This is a genomic window from Burkholderia lata (assembly GCF_000012945.1).
In the GTDB taxonomy this organism is placed as follows: domain Bacteria; phylum Pseudomonadota; class Gammaproteobacteria; order Burkholderiales; family Burkholderiaceae; genus Burkholderia; species Burkholderia lata.
The window spans coordinates 3,272,680-3,293,129 of record NC_007510.1; the positions used below are offsets into that span (position 1 = coordinate 3,272,680).

Here is a 20,450-nt window from a genome sequence, read left to right on the forward strand (position 1 = left end):
ACTGGATTACCGATCGTGCGTGTATTGTAGCGAGCGCGTTACAATCGGTTGAAACATCGAACGGATTTCCATGACCCTGCCCTCGAAGCTGCTTCAGAAGCGCCCCGCCGCCGCGCGCGGCGCGCGCGCCTTCCCGGTCCGCCGTGCACTCGGCGCCGCGCTGTTTGCCGCCTGGACCCTCACCGCCTTCCCGGCCCACGCGCAGGATCCGGCATCGGACGGCGCGGAGTCGCAGGGCGCGTTCGAGCATGTGATGCCGGACGAGAAAAAGGATCTCCCCGGCGTTCCGCTGACGAGCCAGATCGTCTATCAGGTGCTCGCCGCCGAGGTCGCGCTGCAGCGTAACCAGCCCGCGCCGGCCTACCAGACCTACCTCGCGCTCGCTCGCGACACGCGCGATCCGCGCATGGCGCAACGTGCGACCGAGATCGCGCTCGGCGCGCAGAGCCCGGCCGACGCGTTGTCCGCCGCGAACCTGTGGCGCCAGTACGCACCGGATTCGAATCGCGCATCGCAGGTCGACGCCGCGCTGCTGGTGCTTGCCGGCAAGCCGGCCGACGCGCAGCCGATGCTCGCGCGCGAGCTGGCCCGGGCGACCGGCGAGACGCGCGGCCCGGCGATCCTCGCGCTGCAGGCGTTGCTGGTACGCGGCTCCGACCGCGTCGGCGGCCTCGCGGTGCTGAAGGACATGCTGAAGAACGACCTGAACCGGCCCGAAGCGCAGCTCGCGATCGCGCGCCAGCAGCTCGCGGTCGACGACAAGGACGGCGCCGCGCAGTCGCTGAAGCAGGCGCTGCAGATCCGCCCCGACTACCTGCCGGCGGCCCTGATGCTGTCGCAGATGGGGCCCGCGGAACGCGCGGCGGGCATCGCGTCGTTCGAGAAGTATGTTCAGCAGAATCCGAAGTCGCGCGACGCGCGGCTCGCGCTGTCGCAGCTGTATCTCGCCGACGATCGCCTCGACGACGCGCAGAAGCAGTTTGAGACGATGCGCAAGCTCGACTCGAAGGACCCGACGCCGCTGATGGCGCTCGCGCTGATCAAGATCCAGCAGAAGAAGCTCGACGAAGCAACGGTCTTCCTGAAGCAGTACGTGCAGCTCGGCGACAAGCAGCCGAACCTCGACGTCGGCCAGGGCTACATCTACCTCGCGCAGATCGCGATCGACCAGAACAACGACGCGCAGGCGTCGCAGTGGCTCGACAAGGTCGACCAGACGAGCCAGCACTACCTCCCCGCGCAGATCACGCGCGCGCAGCTGCTGCAGAAACAGGGCAAGACCGACGAGGCGCGCAAGGTGCTCGACGACCTGCCGATCACGGATCCGCGCGATGCGGCCGTGGTCGCACGCACCGACGCGTCGATCCTGTTCACCGCGAAGCGCTATCCGGAAGCCGAGGCACGGCTCGGGCAGGCGGTCCAGGACTTCCCCGACGATCCCGACCTGCGCTACGACTATGCGATGGCGGCCGAAAAGACCGGCCACTACACGACGATGGAAAAGCAGCTGCGCGAGCTGATCCGCACGCAGCCCGACAATCCGCAGGCGTACAACGCACTCGGCTATTCGCTCGCCGACCGCAACCAGCGGCTGCCCGAAGCCAGCAAGCTGATCGACAAGGCGATGACGCTCGCGCCGAACGACGCGTACATCATGGACAGCCTCGGCTGGGTGAAGTACCGGATGGGCGATACGGCCGGCGCGACGAAGGTGCTGCGACGCGCGTACGAACTGCAGCCGAACGCCGAAATCGGCGCGCACCTCGGCGAAGTGCTGTGGAAGAGCGGCGCGCAGGACGACGCGCGTTCCGCGTGGCGTGACGCGCAGAAGCTCGAGCCGGACAACGACACGCTCGTGCAGACGCTGAAACGCCTCCAGATCAACGGTCTCTGATGCAGATGTTCCCGACGTTTTCCCTGTCCTTCCGCGCGCAGCGCACGCTGGCCGCAGCCGGCGCGGCGCTCGCGCTCGCCGGCTGCGCGAGCACGCCGCCGTCGGCCAGCGCGCCGACCGGCGCGGCGCTGCAGACCGCCGCAACCCACGCTTACCACGGCCGCTTCGCGGTGCAGTACGACGACCGTCTCGGCAAGCAGCAGAACGTGTACGGCAACTTCGACTGGCAGGAGCACGGCGACGACGTGTCGCTGGAGCTGCGCAGCCCGCTCGGCCAGACGCTCGCGGTCGTGAAATCGACGCCGCAGGCGGCATCGCTCGAATTGCCGAACCGTCCGACGCAATATGCGCCGGACGTCGGCGACCTGATGCAGAAAACGCTCGGCTTCGAACTGCCGCTCGCGGGCCTGCGCTACTGGCTACTGCCGACAGCCGCGCCCGCCACGCCCGCGGAGACGGTGCGCGATCCGGCCGACGGTACGCGCGTCAAGCAGATCCGCCAGGACGGCTGGACGATCGACTACCTTGCCTACGCGGATGCCCCGGCCACGGGCGTCAAACGCGTCAACCTCGTGCGTGCGACACCGCCGCTCGACATCAAGCTAGTGCTCGATCAGTGAGCACCCGCCTAGCCCAGACCTACGCATGACCGATTCGACCCGCTCGCTGCGCAACTGCCTTGCGCCCGCGAAACTCAACCTGTTCCTGCACATCACCGGCCGCCGTCCGAACGGCTATCACGACCTGCAGAGCGTGTTCCAGTTGCTGAACTGGGGCGACACGCTGCACTTCACGCTGCGCGACGACGGTCGCGTTGCACGCGTCACCGACGTGCCCGGCGTGCCCGAGGAAAGCGATCTCGTCGTGCGCGCGGCCAACCTGTTGAAAGCGCATACGGGCACCGCGCACGGTGTCGACATCGAGATCGACAAGTGCCTGCCGATGGGAGCCGGCCTCGGCGGCGGCAGCTCCGACGCGGCCACGACGCTGCTCGCGCTGAACCGCCTGTGGCAACTCGACCTGCCGCGCGCCGAACTCCAGTCGCTCGCGGTAAAACTCGGTGCAGACGTCCCGTTTTTTATTTTTGGAAAAAATGCGTTCGCAGAGGGTATCGGAGAAGAATTAGCTGAGGTACAATTGCCGACTCGCTGGTTCTTGGTTGTAACGCCCCGCGTTCACGTCCCAACCGCTGAAATATTTTCAGATGAGTTGTTGACAAGAGATTCGAAGCGCGTCACAATTACGGACTTTCTTGCACAGCAAAACAGCGACGCGGGATGGCCAGATAGTTTCGGTCGGAACGATATGCAGCAAGTTGTGACAAGTAAGTACGCGGAAGTTGCGCAGGTGGTCAAATGGTTGTATGATGTGACCCCCGCGAGGATGACCGGCTCCGGAGCAAGCGTGTTTGCAGCGTTTCGCAGCAAGCATGAGGCAGAAGCGGCGCAAGCCAAGCTGCCCACCGGTTGGAACGGTGCAGTTGCCGAGAGCCTGAACGAGCATCCGCTCTTCGCTTTCGCGTCATGAAGTTTTACTTTGCCGAACGGCCTACACAAGTTCGGTGAAGTTATCAGTTAAGTGTAGGGGAGTCGCCAAGTTGGTCAAGGCACCGGATTTTGATTCCGGCATGCGAGGGTTCGAGTCCTTCCTCCCCTGCCAAAAATTTTTCCCGCATTTCCCGCCCAAGCCTGAAGCAGGTGCACGATGAGCAGCCACAGCCATGATGGCCTGATGGTCTTTACTGGCAACGCGAATCCCGCGCTCGCCCAGGAAGTCGTCAATATCCTTGGAATCCCCCTCGGCAAAGCAATGGTCAGCCGTTTCTCCGACGGCGAGATCCAGGTCGAGATCCAGGAAAACGTGCGCGGCAAGGACGTCTTCGTCCTGCAATCCACGTGCGCGCCGACGAACGACAACCTGATGGAACTGATGATCATGGTCGATGCGCTCAAGCGCGCATCCGCTGGCCGGATCACTGCTGCCATCCCCTACTTCGGCTACGCCCGTCAGGATCGCCGCCCGCGTTCGGCGCGTGTCGCGATCTCGGCGAAGGTCGTCGCGAACATGCTGGAAATCGCCGGCGTCGAGCGGATCATCACGATGGATCTGCACGCCGACCAGATTCAGGGCTTCTTCGACATCCCGGTCGACAACATCTACGCAACGCCGATCCTGCTGGGTGACCTGCGCAAGCAGAACTACTCGGATCTGCTCGTCGTGTCGCCGGACGTCGGCGGCGTGGTACGTGCCCGGGCACTCGCGAAACAGCTCAACTGCGATCTCGCGATCATCGACAAGCGTCGCCCGAAGGCGAACGTCTCCGAAGTGATGAACATCATCGGTGAAGTCGAAGGTCGCACCTGCGTGATCATGGACGACATGGTCGATACGGCAGGCACGCTCTGCAAGGCCGCGCAAGTGCTGAAGGAACGCGGCGCGAAGCAGGTCTTCGCGTACGCCACGCACCCGGTGCTGTCGGGTGGCGCTGGTGATCGAATCGCCGCATCGGCGCTCGACGAACTGGTCGTCACCGATACGATCCCGCTGTCCGCCGAATCGCTCGGCTGCTCGAAGATCCGTGCGTTGACGAGCGCGAGCCTGCTGGCCGAAACGTTCTCGCGGATCCGCCGCGGCGACTCGGTGATGTCGCTGTTCGCGGAATCCTGATCGCGAATCGACTGAACAAAGCATGCGCAGAAAGCGAAGCGGCAACGCTTCGCTTTTTGCACAATCGGACGGGATAGACGAAACCCCGGCCGTTTCATCGGGGGCCGCAGTTTGACGGCCCCGTTTTACTGCCTGGTCGCGGGCAGCTATTGGAGAATCACATGAAAGTCGTCGCTTTCGAGCGCCAAGAGCAAGGTACGGGTGCGAGCCGCCGCCTGCGCAACGCTGGTAAGACCACGGGTATCGTTTACGGTGGCGAAGCAGCCCCGCAAAAGATCGAACTCGATCACAACGCCCTGTGGCATGCCCTGAAGAAGGAAGCTTTCCACTCGTCGATCCTCGACCTCGAAGTGGCTGGCCAGTCGCAACAGGTTCTGCTGCGCGACGTGCAATACCACCCGTTCAAGCAACTGGTGCTGCACGTGGACTTCCAACGCGTTGACGCGAAGAAGAAGCTGCACACGAAGGCTCCGCTGCACTTCCTGAACGCTGAAATCAGCCCGGCCGTGAAGCTGTCGAGCGCGATCGTTTCGCACGTCGCGACGGAAATCGAAATCGAGTGCCTGCCGGCTGACCTGCCGGAGTTCCTCGAAGTCGACCTGTCGAAGATCGAAGCCGGTCAATCGCTGCACGCGAAGGACATCACGCTGCCGAAGGGCGTCGTGCTGGTCGCGCACGTCGACGCGGAAAACCCGGTTGTCGCATCGGCGACGGTCCCGGCTGGTGCCGTGTCGGACGCAGCAGAAGGCGAAACGCCGGCTGCCTAAGCGGGCTGCCTGCGCACCTCATCGATCCGTTTCACGAAACGGTCGACGCAACCCGCCGCGGCTTGCCCGGCGGGTTTTTCTTTTTCTGCGCCCAGGCGGCCGTTGCCGCCTTCGAAACGTCATGATCAAACTGATCGTCGGCCTCGGCAATCCCGGGGCGGAATACACCGCGACGCGCCACAACGCCGGCTTCTGGCTGATTGACCAGCTCGCCCGCGAAGCCGGCACGACGCTGCGCGACGAGCGTCGCTTCCATGGCTTCTACGCGAAAGCGCGCCTGCACGGCGAAGAAGTCCACCTGCTCGAGCCGCAAACCTACATGAACCGCTCCGGCCAGTCGGTCGTCGCGCTCGCGCAATTCTTCAAGATCCTGCCCGACCAGATCCTCGTCGCGCACGACGAGCTCGACCTGCCGCCCGGCACCGTGAAGCTGAAGCTCGGCGGCGGCAGCGGCGGCCACAACGGCCTGAAGGACATCACCGCGCACCTGTCGTCGCAACAGTACTGGCGGCTGCGGATCGGCATCGGCCATCCGCGCGACCTGATTCCGGAAAGCGCGCGCGCCGGCGCGAAGCCCGATGTCGCGAACTTCGTTTTGAAGCCGCCGCGCCGCGAAGAGCAGGACGTGATCGATGCGTCGATCGAACGCGCGCTCGCGGTGATGCCGATGGTCGTCAAGGGCGAACTCGACCGCGCGACGATGCAGTTGCATCGCAACTGACCGCATCGCACCGCTCCGGCGCATCGAGCCGTCCGGCGCCGCCGGGCGGCCCCGCCGGCCCCTCCCTGCGCGCACATGCGGTAATCTGGTCGCTTTGCCCGACAGGAGCCAAGCGGTGAGCCGTTACTGGAGCGACATCGTTCAGCAACTCGTGCCTTACGTGCCGGGCGAGCAGCCCGCGCTCGCACACCCCGTCAAGCTGAACACCAACGAGAATCCCTATCCGCCGTCACCGCGCGTCGTCGCGGCGATCGCGCGCGAACTCGGCGAGACCGGCGACACGCTGCGCCGCTATCCCGACCCGGTCGCGCGCGCGCTGCGCGAGACGGTCGCGACCCATCACCGCATCAAGCCCGAGCAGGTGTTCGTCGGCAACGGCTCCGACGAGGTGCTCGCGCACACGTTCCAGGCGCTGCTCAAGCACGACCGGCCGCTGCGCTTCCCCGACATCACCTACAGCTTCTATCCCACCTATGCGCGCCTGTACGGCGTCCAGACGTCGAACGTGCCGCTCGCGGACGATTTCTCGATCCGCGTGGACGACTATCTCGACGACGCCGGCGGCGTGCTGTTTCCGAACCCGAACGCGCCGACCGGGCGCGCACTGCCGCTCGCGGACGTCGAGCGGATCGTGGCCGCGAATCCGTCGTCGGTCGTCGTGATCGATGAAGCCTACGTCGACTTCGGCGCGCAGTCCGCGATTACGCTGATCGACCGCTACCCGAACCTGCTCGTCGTGCACACGACGTCGAAGGCGCGCTCGCTCGCGGGCATGCGCGTCGGCTTCGCGTTCGGCGAAGCAGCGCTGATCGACGCGCTGAACCGCGTGAAGGACAGCTTCAATTCGTACCCGCTCGACCGGCTCGCGCAGGTCGCCGCGCAGGCTGCGTACGAAGACACCGATTATTTCAACGCAACCTGCCGGCGCGTGATCGACAGCCGGACACGTCTCACGCATGCGCTCGACGCGCTCGACTTCAACATCGTGCCGTCGGCCGCGAATTTCGTGTTCGCGCGCCATCCCGCGCACGACGCAGGTGCGATTGCGGCAAAACTGAAGGAACGGGAAATTTTCGTGCGGCACTTCCGGCTGCCGCGGATCGACCAGCACCTGCGCATCACCGTCGGCACCGACGCCGAATGCGATGCGCTCGTCGCGGCGTTGCGCGAGCTGCTGGCCTGAAATGAACGAACCGGCGCCAGGCGGCGCCGGTCCGGATGCGTGACGTGCGTGCCGAAGAACCCGGGCACGCGCGCCACCGCGGGGTCACGACGCGTCGTCGCCCTTTACGGCGGTCAACGCGTGATACTTCTCCATCAATTGCGCGTGCGATTCGTCATGCTGCGGATCGCGCGGAATGCATTCGACCGGACACACCTGCTGGCACTGCGGTTCGTCGAAATGGCCGACGCACTCGGTGCACTTGTTCGGGTCGATCACGTAGATATCCGGGCCCATCGAAATCGCGCCGTTCGGGCACTCGGGCTCGCACACGTCGCAATTGATGCACTCGTCGGTAATCATCAAAGCCATACTGATCTCACTTCTTCAGGCCGGCGGCCGGCTTCGCAACGAAACCGGCCGGTGCCGCGTTACGCGACAGGGCCTCCCATCGCAGCGACTTTCTCGGTCAGCCACTTCTCGACGGACGGGAACACGAACTTGCTGACATCGCCGCCCAACTGCGCGATTTCGCGCACGATCGTCCCCGAGATGAACTGGTACTGATCGGACGGCGTCATGAACATCGTCTCGACGTCGGGCAGCAGGTAGCGGTTCATCCCCGCCATCTGGAACTCATATTCGAAATCGGACACGGCACGCAGGCCGCGCACGATCACGCGCGCATTGTTGGTGCGGACGAAATCCTTCAGGAGGCCGGTGAAACTCATCACCTTCACGTTCGGATAATGGCCGAGCACCTCGTTCGCAATCGTCAGACGTTCTTCCAGCGAGAAGAACGGCTTTTTCGCGCGGCTGTCGGCAACACCGACCACCAGCGTATCAAAAATGCTCGACGCACGCCGCACGAGGTCTTCGTGCCCGCGCGTCAGCGGATCGAACGTACCGGGATACACGGCGACTACCATGTCGCTCCTCCTGTCATCACGCAAACGGGATGGCAGCCGTGCGATGCGCACGCCGCTGCCGAGATGGGCATGCGTCGCCTTTGCGGCGCGCCGCCTCGTATGGAACGCGCATTATTCATCATTTTCGCGCCGCAGCAAATGATAGTGAACCGCACCGGCCTTGCCGTGCTTCACGACCTCCCAGCCGGCGAGCGCTTCGTGCGCGGCCGGATCGAGCTCCGCCCCCGTCTCGACGTACAGCGCGCCGCCTGCCGCGACGAGCGGCGCCGCCAGCGCAATCGCGCGCTCGAGGACGGCCAGCTCGTCGAACGGCGGATCGAGAAACACGACGTCGAACGCGCCCGGCGTGAGCCCGGCCGCGAGCCGCAACGCGTCCGCCTCCGCGACTTCGACCGCGCGCGCGCCGAGCTTGTCCTTGATTGCACGCAGCTGCTGCGCGGCACGCGGATGGCGCTCGACCATCACGACGCTTGCCGCGCCGCGCGACGCGGCCTCGAAGCCGAGCGCGCCGGTGCCTGCGAACAGGTCGAGGCAGCGCCAGCCTTCGAGATCCTGGCCGAGCCAGTTGAACAGCGTCTCGCGCACGCGATCGGGCGTCGGCCGCAGGCCATCGAGATCGAGCACCGCGAGCGGCGTGCGTTTCCAGTCACCGCCGATGATGCGGATCGTGTGCGGCTTGCCGCGGCCGGAAGGGGCCGCCGGGCGGCCGGGAGAGGAACGGGACATACGGAATATCGACGACGGAGGGACCGGGCGCGCGCGGGGGCGCACCGCTAAACAGGCGCACGTTACCACAGCGGCGGCGCACACTGACGCGAGCGCCCCGCCGCACTGATAAAATGCACGGTTTCGGCCGCCGTGCGCCGCGCCCGCGCGAACGCAGAACGGCCCGTCCGGTGCCCCGCCCTGGCGGCGGCCCGCCCTCTTCCCGACGTAGACCATGTTCAGCTTCTTCAAACGATTCAAGAAAACGCAGGAGCCCGATCCGGCGGAATCGCAATCGGCCGACGCGCAGCAAACGGACGAACCGTCCGATGTGCCCGCGGTCGAGGCTCCGCCTGCGCCCGACGTGCCGCAAGCGCCCGCGCAACCGGTCGCGCAACCGGCCGTGCCGGCCGTCGTGATGACGGTCACGCCGACCAACGACGGCCGCGACGAAGTCGTCGAGACGGTCGAAATCGTCCCGCCGCCGCTGCAAGACGCCTCCGCGAAGAAATCATGGCTCGCGCGCCTGAAAACGGGGCTCGCCAAGACGGGCTCGAGCATCACCGGCGTGTTCGTCAACACGAAGATCGACGAGGATCTGTACGAGGAGCTCGAAACCGCGCTGCTGATGTCCGACGCGGGCGTCGACGCGACCGAGTACCTGCTCGGCGCGCTGCGCGAGAAGGTGCGCACGGGCCGCCTGACCGACCCGCAGCAGGTGAAATCCGCACTGCACGACCTGCTCGTCGAGCTGCTGACGCCGCTCGAGAAATCGCTGATGCTCGGCCGCGCGCAGCCGCTCGTGATGATGATCACCGGCGTGAACGGTGCGGGCAAGACGACCAGCATCGGCAAGCTCGCGAAGCATCTGCAGAGCTTCGACCAATCGGTGCTGCTGGCCGCGGGCGACACGTTCCGCGCGGCCGCGCGCGAACAGCTGGCGGTCTGGGGCGAACGCAACAACGTGACGGTCGTGCAGCAGGAAAGCGGCGATCCGGCCGCGGTGATCTTCGACGCGGTCAGCGCCGCGCGCGCGCGCAAGATCGACGTGATGATGGCCGACACGGCCGGCCGCCTGCCGACGCAGCTCCACCTGATGGAAGAGCTGAAGAAGGTGAAGCGCGTGATCTCGAAGGCGCATGACGGCGCGCCGCACGAAGTGCTGCTGGTGATCGACGCGAACACCGGCCAGAACGCGCTCACGCAGGTCAAGGCATTCGACGACGCGCTCGGCCTCACCGGCCTCATCGTCACGAAGCTCGACGGCACCGCGAAGGGCGGGATTCTCGCCGCGATCGCGCGGCAGCGCCCGGTGCCGGTCTACTTCATCGGCGTCGGCGAGAAGGTCGAGGACCTGCAGCCGTTCAGCGCGGTCGAATTCGCGGACGCGCTGCTCGGCTGAACACCGCCGGCACGCATCGCACAGGGCGCCTTCGGGCGCCCTTTTTCATGCGCGCCCGGTCATGCAAGTCCCGGGCGCGCCGCGATCATTCGGCGTCGGGCTGCACGCCGGGTTCGGCGGCCTTGAACGCATCGAGCGTCGACGCATGGTCGACGATCCGCTGGATCGTCGGATAGCGCGTCGTGTCGATCGAGAAGCGGTTCGCATTGAACACCTGCGGCACGAGGCATATGTCGGCGAGCGTCGGCGTGTCGCCGAAGCACAGCTTGCCGGTGCGCGGATCGCTCGCGAGACGCGTCTCGAGCGTGTCGAAGCCCGCCTCGATCCAGTGCCGGTACCACGCGTTCTTCGCCTCCTCGGGCACCTGCAGCGTGTGCTTCAGGTACTTCAGCACGCGCAGGTTGTCGAGCGGATGGATTTCGCACGCGATCTGCAGCGCGACCGCGCGCACATACGCGCGATCGACCGGCTGCTTCGGCAGCAACGCCGGTTCCGGATGGGTTTCCTCGAGATATTCGATGATCGCGAGCGACTGCTGCAGCGTCGCGTCGCCGTCGATCAGTGTCGGCACGACCGCATCCGGATTCAGCGCGCGGTACGCGTCCTTCAGTTGCTCGCCGCCGTCGCGCAGCATGTGCACGGGGACATAGTCGAACGGCAGCTGCTTCAGGTTCAGGGCGATCCGCACGCGATACGACGCGGAACTGCGGAAATAGCTGTAAAGCTTCATGGGATGTCTCTCGTAGTCGTATTCGGCCGGCGACGGCACGGGCGCGGCGCAGCCGGCGCGCGCACCGCCGGGAACCAGAGTGTAGCGCGCCGCGCCGCGCGGCCTCGCTTGCGACGGCCGCGCCCGTGCGATACTCGGGGCATTCCTCACCGCTCACAGCGCGGCCCGATGCTGGCCGCCCGCCCCACGCCCCGATGACCGCTTCCCACGATCCCGCCGCCGTTCCGTTCCCGTGCGCCCGCTTCATCAAGGAGATCGGCCGCGGCCCGCACGGCGCACGCGCGCTGTCCGCCGAGGACACGTTCGAGCTCTACCGCGCGATGCTCGACGCACGCGTGTCGGACGTCGAACTCGGCGCGATCCTGATCGCCTATCGGCTGAAGGGTGAATCCGCCGACGAGCTGGCCGCGATGCTCGCCGCCGCGCAGGCATCGTTCGAGCCGGTGCACGTGCAGGACGCCGCGTTCCGCCCCGTGTCGATCCCGAGCTACAACGGCGCGCGCAAGCAGCCGAACCTCGTGCCGCTGCTCGCGCTCCTGCTCGCACGCGAAGGCGTGCCGGTGCTCGTGCATGGCGTCGAGCAGGATCCGGGCCGCGTGACGAGCGCCGAGATCTTCTCGGCGCTGTCGCTCGCGCCGTCGACGTCGCACGATGCGATCGAGGACACGCTCGCCGAGCGCCGCGTCGCGTTCGCGTCGATCGAGGTGCTGGCGCCGCGCATTGCCCACCTGCTGTCGATGCGCAGCGTGCTCGGCGTGCGCAACTCGACGCACACGCTCGTGAAGATCCTGCAGCCGTTCGCGCCGGCCGGCCTGCGGCTCGTCAACTACACGCACCCGCCGTACCGCGACAGCCTGGCGCAATTGTTCCGCGACCATCCGGACGCCGCGCTCGGCGGCGCGCTGCTGGCACGCGGCACCGAGGGCGAAGCCGTTGCCGACACGCGGCGCCAGGTACAGGTCGACTGGCTGCACGACGGCGTATGCGACACGTTGATCGAGGCCGAACGCTCGTCGACCGATACGCCGCCCGTTGCGCTGCCCGAATCGCGCGATGCGGCCACGACGGCCGCGTGGACCGACGCCGTCATGCGCGGCGAGGTGCCGGTGCCCGACACGGTCGCGCGGCAGGTCGCGACGATCGTGCAGATCGCCCGCATCGCACGCTGACGGCACGCTCGCGAACCGGCCCCGCTTGCAGGGCATTTGACACGCGAGCGCATCCTGGCATAGAGTGGCCCTCATGCGTTCCTTTCCGAACACCCTCCGAATTACCTCCGGCCGCCTAGCGCGGCCGCTATCGCTACGACTAGCCTAAGGCTTTCGTAGCGCCGTGTGCTGTCCGCACGGTCCCTCCCAGCAGTTCCTCGCAGTACCCCTCTCGTAGTTTTTACAACCCGAAGTCGTCAGCATTCGTCCGTCTATCCGTCGGCCGACTCGCGAAGATCATCCGCATCCGCAGCGCGTTCACGTGCCGCGGAGCGAGGCAGCGCCAACCGTCGCCCATGCCGCCCGTCTTCGCTCGCGACTTGAGACCCGAGGTCCAGAAGATGCAGCGCAATCCGCAAGACAAGTACCGTCCGTTCGAGCCCGTCCGCCTCAATGGCCGCAAATGGCCGTCGCGCACCATCGAGCGCGCACCCGTCTGGATGAGCACCGACCTGCGCGACGGCAACCAGTCGCTGATCGAGCCGATGAGCATCGAGCAGAAGCTCGAATTCTTCGAGATGCTGGTCGCGATCGGGTTCAAGGAGATCGAAGTCGGTTTTCCGTCGGCGTCGCAAACCGACTTCGATTTCGTCCGCAAGCTGATCGACGACAAGCGGATTCCCGACGACGTGACGATCGAAGTGCTCGTGCAGGCGCGCGAAGACCTGATCGCCCGCACGTTCGACGCGCTCGAAGGCGTGCCGCGCGCGATCGTGCACCTGTACAACGCAGTCTGCCCGTCGTTCCGCCGCATCGTGTTCGGGATGTCGAAGGCCGACGTGAAGGCGCTCGCGATCGACGGCACGCGCATCATCAAGGAACACTGCGCCGCGCGCCCCGACACGCAGTGGACCCTCCAGTACTCGCCGGAAACCTTCAGCATGACCGAGCTGACGTTCGCGCGCGAAATCTGCGACGCCGTCGCGCAGACCTGGCGCCCGACCCGCGATCACAAGATGATCGTCAACCTGCCGGCCACCGTCGAAGCCGCGGGCCCGAACGTATTCGCCGACCAGATCGAGTGGATGGACCGCAACCTCGCGTATCGCGACAGCATCGTGCTGTCCGTGCATCCGCACAACGATCGCGGCACCGCGGTCGCGGCAGCCGAACTCGCGCTGCTCGCGGGTGCCGACCGCATCGAAGGCTGCCTGTTCGGCAATGGCGAGCGCACCGGCAACGTCGATCTCGTCACGCTCGCGCTGAATCTCTACACGCAGGGCATCGATCCGGGCCTCGATTTCTCCGACATCGACGCCGTGCGCCGCGTCGTCGAGCGCTGCAACCAGATTCCGGTACATCCGCGCCATCCGTACGCGGGCGACCTCGTGTTCACCGCATTCTCGGGTTCGCACCAGGACGCGATCCGCAAGGGCTTCGCGCAGCAGCGCCCCGACGCGGCCTGGGAAGTGCCGTACCTGCCGATCGACCCGGCCGACCTCGGCCGCAGCTATGACGCGGTGATCCGCGTGAACAGCCAGTCCGGCAAGGGCGGCGCGACGTTCCTGCTCGAACGCGGGATGGGCTTCACGCCGACGCGCCGCGTGCAGATCGAATTCAGCCACGCGGTGCAGACGCTCGCCGACGCGTCCGGCGAGGAAGTGACGGGCGACGCGATCTGCGCGCTGTTCGCGCGCGAATTCTTCGATACCGACGGGCCGGCCACGCGCCACGGCAACGGCGCGCGCTGGCAGAACCGCGAGATCGCGGCAGCGCCCGTGGCCGATACGACGCCCGACGAGGCCGTGCGACGTTTGGCCGCGGCGTTCGCGGCGGCCGCCGGCGCGGCGATCGACGTCGCGTCGTGCGAACACGCCCGCACGACGGACGGGCGGATCGCGGTATCGGTCGGCTGCCGGGTCGGCGATGCGCCGCTGCGGCACGGCGTCGGCCTGCACGCCGATGCGGCGAGCGCCGCACTCGATGCCGTCGTCAGCGCGATCAACCGCTCGGCCTGGCACTGCGCGGATCATCGCGCGGCGGCCTGAGCGCCGGGCTCCGTTTCAGGGTTCAAACGTCAGCGAGCGGAGCGTGACCGCCCGTGCGCCGCGCGATCCGCGCCGCACGAGGCAGCAAAAAGCGGCCCAGAAGGCCGCTTCGGTCGGGACATGAAAAGGAGCGCCACGCGCGCTCATGTCTCGGTCGCGCACCGCGTCGCCTGCCACGCGAACAGGCTCCAGCGGCCCTGTTCGTGGGTGTGGACGGAGGTATAGGCAATCGGGAAGACCAGGCCGCCGTTGTTCGTTTCCATCTCGATCAACGCGCGCCCGGTGACGATGCAGGTTTCATCGCCGACGGGCAGCACGTCCTGCGACTGGATTTCGATCTGGCGATAGCGGCGGCGGCCGGCGACGATGGCGTCGATGAACTGCTGCTTGGTTTCGCGTTTGCCGTTGGTGTGCACGAAGAACACCTTGTCCGACAAAAGCGCGTCGAGCGCCTCGCCGTCCCCGTCCACCATCGCCCGGAACCGATCGCGCTCGAGCGCGCGGATCGCATCGACCACCTTCGCCATCGCCTGACTCCTCGGCAACGCGCACGCCGTGCGCGGGCATGCGGATCAGAAGTTGTACTGCAAGTAGAACTGGTGGAAATTTATACCAGGATTCGGCTCTTTGATACCCGCGTTAGACACATGTTCAAAACGGTAGCCGACCTGATACTGTTGCCGTTGGCCGAACTGCACGCCCACCCCCGCCGTCGGCGCGAACTGGAACGCGGTCCCCATCGAGAAGCGATCCGAAATCGTCGGGTGCGTCAGCAGCCTGACGCCGCCGCCGGCCTCGATGAACGGGCGGATCTCCCCGGCGCTCTTGATGAAGCGGAACATCGGCGTCACGCCGAATTCGCCAATGCTGCTGTGCACGTTGCCGCCCGTGTGCCAGTAGCCGGCGTGCCCTTCCACGACGAACGCGAAGTGCCAGCCGCCGATTTCCCACCAGTTCCAGCCCGGATCCCACACCACGCCGAGATCGGCCTTGTCGACCCCGTGGCGATCCGAAAAACCGCCGCCCGCCTGAATCCCCCATCGATCCGCGCATGCCGCACCCGATCCGCCCAGAAGGGACGCCGCCAGCATCGCGTGCAGCGCAAGCCGGCTGCGGGGCCGGCGATTCTTCTTATTGTTCATCTGTCACTCCAACTTTGTGGGTTGAATGGAGCCCGCCGCTTCGGCCGGCTCAAGCGAACTGAATGGTATGGTAAAGGACTTTTCGGATCGGCATCACAAAGCGAAATGGCTTCCTTCCAAAACGACAAAAATTGAAATCGTCTACTGATTACCATCAGAAACAACGGCTTACGGAACTTCGCCTCGCTCCCTCTGTCGCAGATTAGACTATCGACTCGACACGCTCGATAGAAAAAGTGGGAACTCCGATGCCCACGCAAGCTCTAAGGAATTAGCACTCGTCTTGCGGGAGTGCTAAGATGGCCCACGGAATTTCATTCAAGACCGGGGGTTTGTCCCTGATTCCAAAGGAGTTTTTTTAGTGAGCAACGCCCTGACCCTCCCGAACACCCTGAGCCCGACGCCGGCCAAGGCCGCATCGGCAGGCTCGCTGGCGCTCGCAGCTCAATCGATGTTGCCGGGCCAGCTTGGCAACATCGACGCGTATATCCAGGCCGTCAATCGCATTCCGCTGCTGACGGTCGAAGAGGAACGCCAGTACGCGACCGAATTCCGCGAAGGCAACAACCTCGACTCGGCACGCCGCCTCGTGCTGTCGCACCTGCGGCTCGTCGTGTCGATCTCGCGCAACTATCTCGGCTACGGCCTGCCGCACGGCGACTTGATCCAGGAAGGCAACATCGGCCTGATGAAGGCCGTGAAGCGCTTCGATCCGGCCCAGAACGTGCGTCTCGTGTCGTACGCGATCCACTGGATCAAGGCCGAGATTCACGAGTACATCCTGCGCAACTGGCGCACGGTGAAGGTCGCGACGACGAAGGCGCAGCGCAAGCTGTTCTTCAACCTGCGCAGCCACAAGAAGGGCCTGCAGGCGATGACGCCCGAGGAAATCGACGGCCTCGCGAAGGAACTCAACGTCAAGCGCGAAGACGTGACCGAAATGGAAACGCGCCTGTCGGGCGGCGACATCGCGCTCGAAGGGCAGGTCGAAGACGGCGAGGAGTCGTACGCGCCGATCGCCTACCTGGCCGACTCGCACAACGAGCCGACCGCCGTGCTCGCCGCGCGTCAGCGCGACACGCTGCAGACGGACGGCATCGCGCAAGCACTCGACGCACTCGACGCGCGCAGCCGCCGCATCATCGAGGCGCGCTGGCTGCACGTCGACGACGACGGCTCGGGCGGCTCGACGCTGCACGATCTCGCTGCCGAGTTCGGTGTGTCGGCGGAACGCATCCGCCAGATCGAAGCGAGCGCCATGAAAAAGATGCGCACTGCCCTCGCCGAATACGCGTAAATCGCTGCGATTTAGAGCGCTTCATCAAAAACCGCTGCCCGACCGGCAGCGGTTTTTTTTCGCCCGTATTTTCTCCTGCATTTCATTCGCTTCTCCGCTCGCTTCATCACTCGCTTCTGCGCCGATTAATTGACCTGATTCGTCAGGTAATACGCAGTTTGCGGGCCCCTTCCGCATAACCTTGATCTGCCTCAAGTTTCGGCCCGTGTTTCGCGACGGTCTGCCGCAGCGCAGCACTCGGCATCCGAAAGCCGTCCTTTTAAAATTGGCATGTCAGGCGCAAAAGGATTAAAACAGCTTCACGGCCGTCATAAATCCGACGTAAAGTCGCCCCAAATCAGACTTAAATCGATTCAGGATAATCGCCTTGATCTCGATCAATAAAGAGCCTGCGCCGCCTCCCCCGCGGCCGGCCGGTACGATCGGCTGGCGCGCACGCATCGCCGCGTGGGCACGCGGCCCGACCCTCGCTCGCGACATCACCCTGGTGCTGATCGTCAAGCTGATCCTCCTGATGTCGCTCAAATACGCATTCTTCAATCATCCGCAGGCCGAGCACATGTCGTTGCCGCCTGCCGCCGTCGCCGAGAAACTGCTTTCGGTACCGGCGCCTGCATCTACCGAGGGAGACCACCATGATAAGTAGTGAAGTCGTCGATCTGTCACGTCTGCAGTTCGGCATCACGGCGCTCTACCACTTCCTGTTCGTGCCGCTGACACTCGGCCTGTCCTGGCTGCTCGTCATCATGGAAGCGGTTTACGTGATGACCGGCAAACAGGTCTACAAGGACATGACCCAGTTCTGGGGCAAGCTGTTCGGCATCAACTTCGCGATGGGCGTGACCACCGGCATCACGCTCGAATTCCAGTTCGGCACGAACTGGTCGTACTACTCGCACTATGTCGGCGACATCTTCGGCGTGCCGCTCGCGGTCGAAGGCCTGATGGCGTTCTTCCTCGAATCGACGTTCGTCGGCCTGTTCTTCTTCGGCTGGAACCGCCTGTCGAAGGTCAAGCACCTGATGGTCACGTTCCTCGTCGCGCTCGGCTCGAACCTGTCCGCGCTGTGGATCCTCGTCGCGAACGGCTGGATGAACAACCCGGTCGGCGCCGAGTTCAACTACCAGACGATGCGCATGGAGATGACGAGCCTGTTCGACGTGCTGTTCAACCCGGTCGCGCAGGTGAAGTTCGTGCACACCGTGTCGGCCGGCTACGTGTCGGCGGCGATGTTCGTGCTCGGCGTGTCGTCGTGGTACCTGCTGAAGAAGCGCGACGTCGACTTCGCGCTGCGTTCGTTCGCGGTCGCGGCCGGCTTCGGCCTCGCGGCGACGCTCTGCGTGATCGTGCTCGGCGACGAATCGGGTTATACGACGGGCGAAGTGCAGAAGATGAAGCTCGCCGCGATCGAATCCGAATGGGAAACGCAGCCGGCACCCGCCTCGTTCACGCTGATCGGCATTCCGAACCAGGAAGAACAGCGCACCGACTACGCGATCAAGATCCCGTACGCGCTCGGCCTGATCGCGACGCGCTCGATCGACGAACCGGTGATCGGCCTGCGCGAGCTCGCGAAGCACAGCGAGGAGCACATCCAGAGCGGGATGGTCGCGTACGGCGCGCTGCAGAAGATCAAGCAGGGCGACACGAGCGACGCAACGCGCGCGCTGTTCGACCAGCACAAGCAGTATCTCGGCTACGGGCTGATGCTCAAGCAGTTCACGCCGAACGTGGTCGACGCGACGCCTGAGCAAATCAAGGCCGCCGCGAAGAAGACGATCCCGCCGGTCGCGCCCGTGTTCTTCTCGTTCCGGATCATGGTGGCTCTCGGCTTCCTGTTCGTCGCCACGTTCATTGCCGCGTTCTGGTTCTGCGCGCGCCGCGAGCTGCTGCAGGACAACCGCCGCTGGTTCCTCCGCTATGCGGTGTGGGCGATCCCGCTGCCGTGGATCGCGATCGAATTCGGCTGGATCGTCGCCGAGCTCGGCCGCCAGCCGTGGACGATCGCCGGCGTGCTGCCGACGCACCTGTCCGCGTCGAGCCTGCAGCCGAGCGACCTGTACCTGAGTCTCGCGGGCTTCATCCTGTTCTATACCGCGCTGTTCGTCATCGAGATCAAGCTGATGTTCAAGTACGCGCGCCTCGGCCCGTCGTCGCTGCATACCGGCCGCTATCACCACGAAATCGCGGCCGCCAGCGAGCGCGCCCCGGCGTGAGCACGCACCTGAAACGGAACAAGGAATCGCTATGGACTATGCAACTCTCAAGCTGATCTGGTGGCTGCTCGTCGGCGTGCTGCTGATCGGCTTCGCCGTCACCGACGGCTTCGACATGGGCGCGACCGCGCTGCTGCCGTTCCTCGGCAAGACCGACGAGGAACGCCGCATCATCGTCAACACCGTCGGCGCGACGTGGGAAGGCAACCAGGTGTGGCTGATCACGGCCGGCGGCGCGATGTTCGCGGCCTGGCCGCTCGTCTACGCGGCGTCGTTCTCCGGCTTCTACTTCGCGATGCTGCTCGTGCTGTTCGCGTTGTTCTTCCGGCCGGTGGGCTTCGACTACCGCAGCAAGCGGCCCGACCCGCGCTGGCGCGCGGGCTGGGACTGGGGCCTGTTCGTCGGCGGCTTCGTGCCGGCGCTCGTGTTCGGCGTCGCGTTCGGCAACCTGCTGCAAGGCGTGCCGTTCAAGTTCGACAGCGACCTGCGCGTGACCTACTACGGCAGCTTCTGGGCGCTGCTGAACCCGTTCGCGCTGCTGTGCGGGCTCGTCAGCCTCACGATGCTCGTCGCGCACGGCGCGGCCTTCATCAAGATGAAGACGGAAGGCGTGATCGCGCGCCGCGCGTCGGTCGCATTGCGGGCGGCGTCGTTCCTCGCGGTCGTGCTGTTCATCCTGGCCGGCGTGCTGGTCGCGTCTTATATCGGTGGCTTCCACATCACGCACGCCGCGCCGACCGACACCGTCGCGAACCCGCTGCTCAAGGACGTCGCCGCCGGCTCGGGCCTGTGGCTCGCGAACTACAGCGAATTCCCGTGGATGATCGCGGCGCCCGTCGTCGCGATCGCGGGTGGCCTGATCGCGCTGCTGCTCGCCGGTTCGAAGCAGGAGAAGACGGCGTTCTTCTGCACGGGCCTGATGATCACCGGCGTGATCCTGACTGCCGGCTTCTCGATGTTCCCGTTCATCATGCCGTCGTCGCTCGACCCGCGCAGCAGCCTGACCGTGTGGGATTCGACGTCGAGCCACATGACGCTGCAGGTGATGCTGTTCGCGGTGATCGTGTTCCTGCCGCTCATCCTGCTCTACACGAGCTGGGTGTATCGCGTGATGCGCGGCAAGGTCACGCGCGAAGTGCTCGAAGAGAACAAGCATTCGATGTATTGATGCTTTGAACCGGGCGGGGTGCGCACGCGCCCTCGCCCACCGTTTCGCAAGGAGTCGGATCATGTGGTATTTCAGCTGGATTCTCGGTATCGGCGTCGCGCTGTCGTTCGGCATCGTCAATGCGATGTGGCTCGAAGCGCGGCAGAAGACGCAGGAAGCACGCGTTCGCCACGACTGATGCGTGTGCGGCCGATCGCGCCGCTACCGTCCGGAAGGAACCTCGCCTCAGGCGAGGTTTTTTTTCGCCCCGGCCGGCCGGACAGGCCCGTCACATCGATGCCAATTTAGCGCCAGATTGATACCACTTGAATACCAATAAAAGGTTTCATAAGATCTTTGGACACGGCCGCAGACAGGCCGAATCCTTCTGGGTGGGGGAGACATGCGAATCCCGTATGAGGCGCGCGCGTGCGCGCTATCTCGTCGTCGGCGTGCGGCGGTCGGTTGTGCATCG

At 65.4% G+C, this 20,450-nt stretch carries 21 protein-coding genes and 1 tRNA gene; 16 read left to right on the top strand and 6 right to left on the bottom strand.

The features are described from left to right. The first annotated feature begins 70 nt into the window (after nucleotides 1–70). From BCEP18194_RS20820 to hisC, 8 genes are all read left to right on the top strand, one after another. Nucleotides 71–1,894, top strand: a complete 1,824-nt coding sequence (locus BCEP18194_RS20820; RefSeq protein WP_011353232.1) for a tetratricopeptide repeat protein — start codon at nucleotides 71–73, stop codon at nucleotides 1,892–1,894. Continuing rightward, on the top strand, nucleotides 1,894–2,514 hold the full coding sequence (lolB, locus tag BCEP18194_RS20825) for a lipoprotein insertase outer membrane protein LolB (protein WP_011353233.1): 621 nt from the start codon (nucleotides 1,894–1,896) through the stop codon (nucleotides 2,512–2,514). Before BCEP18194_RS20820 ends, lolB begins: the two co-directional genes overlap by 1 nt. Before the next feature lie 25 nt (nucleotides 2,515–2,539). Further along, a complete protein-coding gene (gene ispE, locus BCEP18194_RS20830; RefSeq protein WP_011353234.1) occupies nucleotides 2,540–3,421 on the top strand; it encodes a 4-(cytidine 5'-diphospho)-2-C-methyl-D-erythritol kinase in 882 nt (293 codons plus the stop codon). Between the two features lie 55 nt (nucleotides 3,422–3,476). Further along, nucleotides 3,477–3,553: transfer RNA gene (locus tag BCEP18194_RS20835), tRNA-Gln, on the top strand. A gap of 45 nt (nucleotides 3,554–3,598) precedes the next feature. Next, nucleotides 3,599–4,561 carry a ribose-phosphate pyrophosphokinase gene (locus tag BCEP18194_RS20840; protein WP_011353235.1) on the top strand — a complete coding sequence of 321 codons (963 nt, stop codon included), beginning with the start codon at nucleotides 3,599–3,601 and terminating at the stop codon, nucleotides 4,559–4,561. Nucleotides 4,562–4,722: 161 nt separating this feature from the next. Beyond that, entirely contained in the window at nucleotides 4,723–5,328 is a 606-nt protein-coding gene (locus tag BCEP18194_RS20845; protein ID WP_011353236.1) for a 50S ribosomal protein L25/general stress protein Ctc, read from the top strand. Nucleotides 5,329–5,449: 121 nt separating this feature from the next. Then, the gene (gene pth, locus BCEP18194_RS20850; RefSeq protein WP_006477776.1) at nucleotides 5,450–6,049 is read left to right on the top strand and encodes an aminoacyl-tRNA hydrolase; all 600 of its coding nucleotides are present in this window, start codon (nucleotides 5,450–5,452) and stop codon (nucleotides 6,047–6,049) included. Between the two features lie 115 nt (nucleotides 6,050–6,164). Beyond that, nucleotides 6,165–7,232, top strand: coding sequence for a histidinol-phosphate transaminase (gene hisC / locus BCEP18194_RS20855; RefSeq protein WP_011353237.1), 1,068 nt, complete (start codon nucleotides 6,165–6,167; stop codon nucleotides 7,230–7,232). Nucleotides 7,233–7,316: 84 nt separating this feature from the next. On the opposite strand, the gene BCEP18194_RS20860 is transcribed toward hisC, so the two are convergent. The 3 genes from BCEP18194_RS20860 to rsmD form a co-directional block, all read right to left on the bottom strand. Next, nucleotides 7,317–7,583, bottom strand: a complete 267-nt coding sequence (locus tag BCEP18194_RS20860; protein ID WP_011353238.1) for a YfhL family 4Fe-4S dicluster ferredoxin — start codon at nucleotides 7,581–7,583, stop codon at nucleotides 7,317–7,319. 59 nt (nucleotides 7,584–7,642) lie between these two features. After that, nucleotides 7,643–8,140, bottom strand: coding sequence for a pantetheine-phosphate adenylyltransferase (gene coaD, locus BCEP18194_RS20865; protein ID WP_011353239.1), 498 nt, complete (start codon nucleotides 8,138–8,140; stop codon nucleotides 7,643–7,645). Between the two features lie 111 nt (nucleotides 8,141–8,251). Further along, nucleotides 8,252–8,866, bottom strand: a complete 615-nt coding sequence (gene rsmD / locus BCEP18194_RS20870) for a 16S rRNA (guanine(966)-N(2))-methyltransferase RsmD (RefSeq protein WP_011353240.1) — start codon at nucleotides 8,864–8,866, stop codon at nucleotides 8,252–8,254. A gap of 214 nt (nucleotides 8,867–9,080) precedes the next feature. On the opposite strand from rsmD, the gene ftsY reads away from it, so the two are divergent. After that, nucleotides 9,081–10,247, top strand: a complete 1,167-nt coding sequence (ftsY, locus tag BCEP18194_RS20875) for a signal recognition particle-docking protein FtsY (RefSeq protein ID WP_011353241.1) — start codon at nucleotides 9,081–9,083, stop codon at nucleotides 10,245–10,247. An 85-nt stretch (nucleotides 10,248–10,332) separates the two neighbouring features. Here the strand turns inward: ftsY and maiA are convergent, their stop codons facing one another. Continuing rightward, nucleotides 10,333–10,977, bottom strand: a complete 645-nt coding sequence (gene maiA, locus BCEP18194_RS20880; RefSeq protein WP_011353242.1) for a maleylacetoacetate isomerase — start codon at nucleotides 10,975–10,977, stop codon at nucleotides 10,333–10,335. A 194-nt stretch (nucleotides 10,978–11,171) separates the two neighbouring features. On the opposite strand from maiA, the gene ybiB reads away from it, so the two are divergent. Both ybiB and leuA read left to right on the top strand, forming a co-directional pair. Further along, nucleotides 11,172–12,146, top strand: a complete 975-nt coding sequence (gene ybiB / locus BCEP18194_RS20885; protein ID WP_011353243.1) for a DNA-binding protein YbiB — start codon at nucleotides 11,172–11,174, stop codon at nucleotides 12,144–12,146. 380 nt (nucleotides 12,147–12,526) lie between these two features. Next, a complete protein-coding gene (gene leuA / locus BCEP18194_RS20890) occupies nucleotides 12,527–14,173 on the top strand; it encodes a 2-isopropylmalate synthase (RefSeq protein WP_011353244.1) in 1,647 nt (548 codons plus the stop codon). A 143-nt stretch (nucleotides 14,174–14,316) separates the two neighbouring features. Here leuA and BCEP18194_RS20895 read toward each other — a convergent pair whose 3' ends face one another. Continuing rightward, on the bottom strand, nucleotides 14,317–14,700 hold the full coding sequence (locus BCEP18194_RS20895; protein WP_011353245.1) for a nuclear transport factor 2 family protein: 384 nt from the start codon (nucleotides 14,698–14,700) through the stop codon (nucleotides 14,317–14,319). A gap of 45 nt (nucleotides 14,701–14,745) precedes the next feature. Continuing rightward, nucleotides 14,746–15,315 carry a lipid A 3-O-deacylase PagL gene (gene pagL / locus BCEP18194_RS20900; RefSeq protein WP_011353246.1) on the bottom strand — a complete coding sequence of 190 codons (570 nt, stop codon included), beginning with the start codon at nucleotides 15,313–15,315 and terminating at the stop codon, nucleotides 14,746–14,748. A 361-nt stretch (nucleotides 15,316–15,676) separates the two neighbouring features. Between pagL and rpoH the strand changes: the two genes are divergently transcribed. The 5 genes from rpoH to cydX all read left to right on the top strand — a co-directional run bounded on the left by rpoH (nucleotide 15,677) and on the right by cydX (nucleotide 20,174). After that, entirely contained in the window at nucleotides 15,677–16,612 is a 936-nt protein-coding gene (gene rpoH / locus BCEP18194_RS20905) for an RNA polymerase sigma factor RpoH (protein ID WP_011353247.1), read from the top strand. 367 nt (nucleotides 16,613–16,979) lie between these two features. Further along, complete coding sequence (gene cydP, locus BCEP18194_RS20910; protein ID WP_011353248.1) at nucleotides 16,980–17,258, top strand: cytochrome oxidase putative small subunit CydP; 279 nt, start codon at nucleotides 16,980–16,982, stop codon at nucleotides 17,256–17,258. After that, nucleotides 17,248–18,828: a cytochrome ubiquinol oxidase subunit I gene (locus BCEP18194_RS20915; RefSeq protein WP_011353249.1), complete on the top strand. Its 1,581-nt coding sequence runs from the start codon at nucleotides 17,248–17,250 to the stop codon at nucleotides 18,826–18,828. Before cydP ends, BCEP18194_RS20915 begins: the two co-directional genes overlap by 11 nt. A 31-nt stretch (nucleotides 18,829–18,859) precedes the next feature. Next, complete coding sequence (gene cydB, locus BCEP18194_RS20920; protein ID WP_011353250.1) at nucleotides 18,860–19,996, top strand: cytochrome d ubiquinol oxidase subunit II; 1,137 nt, start codon at nucleotides 18,860–18,862, stop codon at nucleotides 19,994–19,996. A gap of 61 nt (nucleotides 19,997–20,057) precedes the next feature. Continuing rightward, nucleotides 20,058–20,174, top strand: a complete 117-nt coding sequence (gene cydX, locus BCEP18194_RS38970) for a cytochrome bd-I oxidase subunit CydX (protein ID WP_011353251.1) — start codon at nucleotides 20,058–20,060, stop codon at nucleotides 20,172–20,174. The last annotated feature ends 276 nt before the right edge of the window (nucleotides 20,175–20,450 follow it).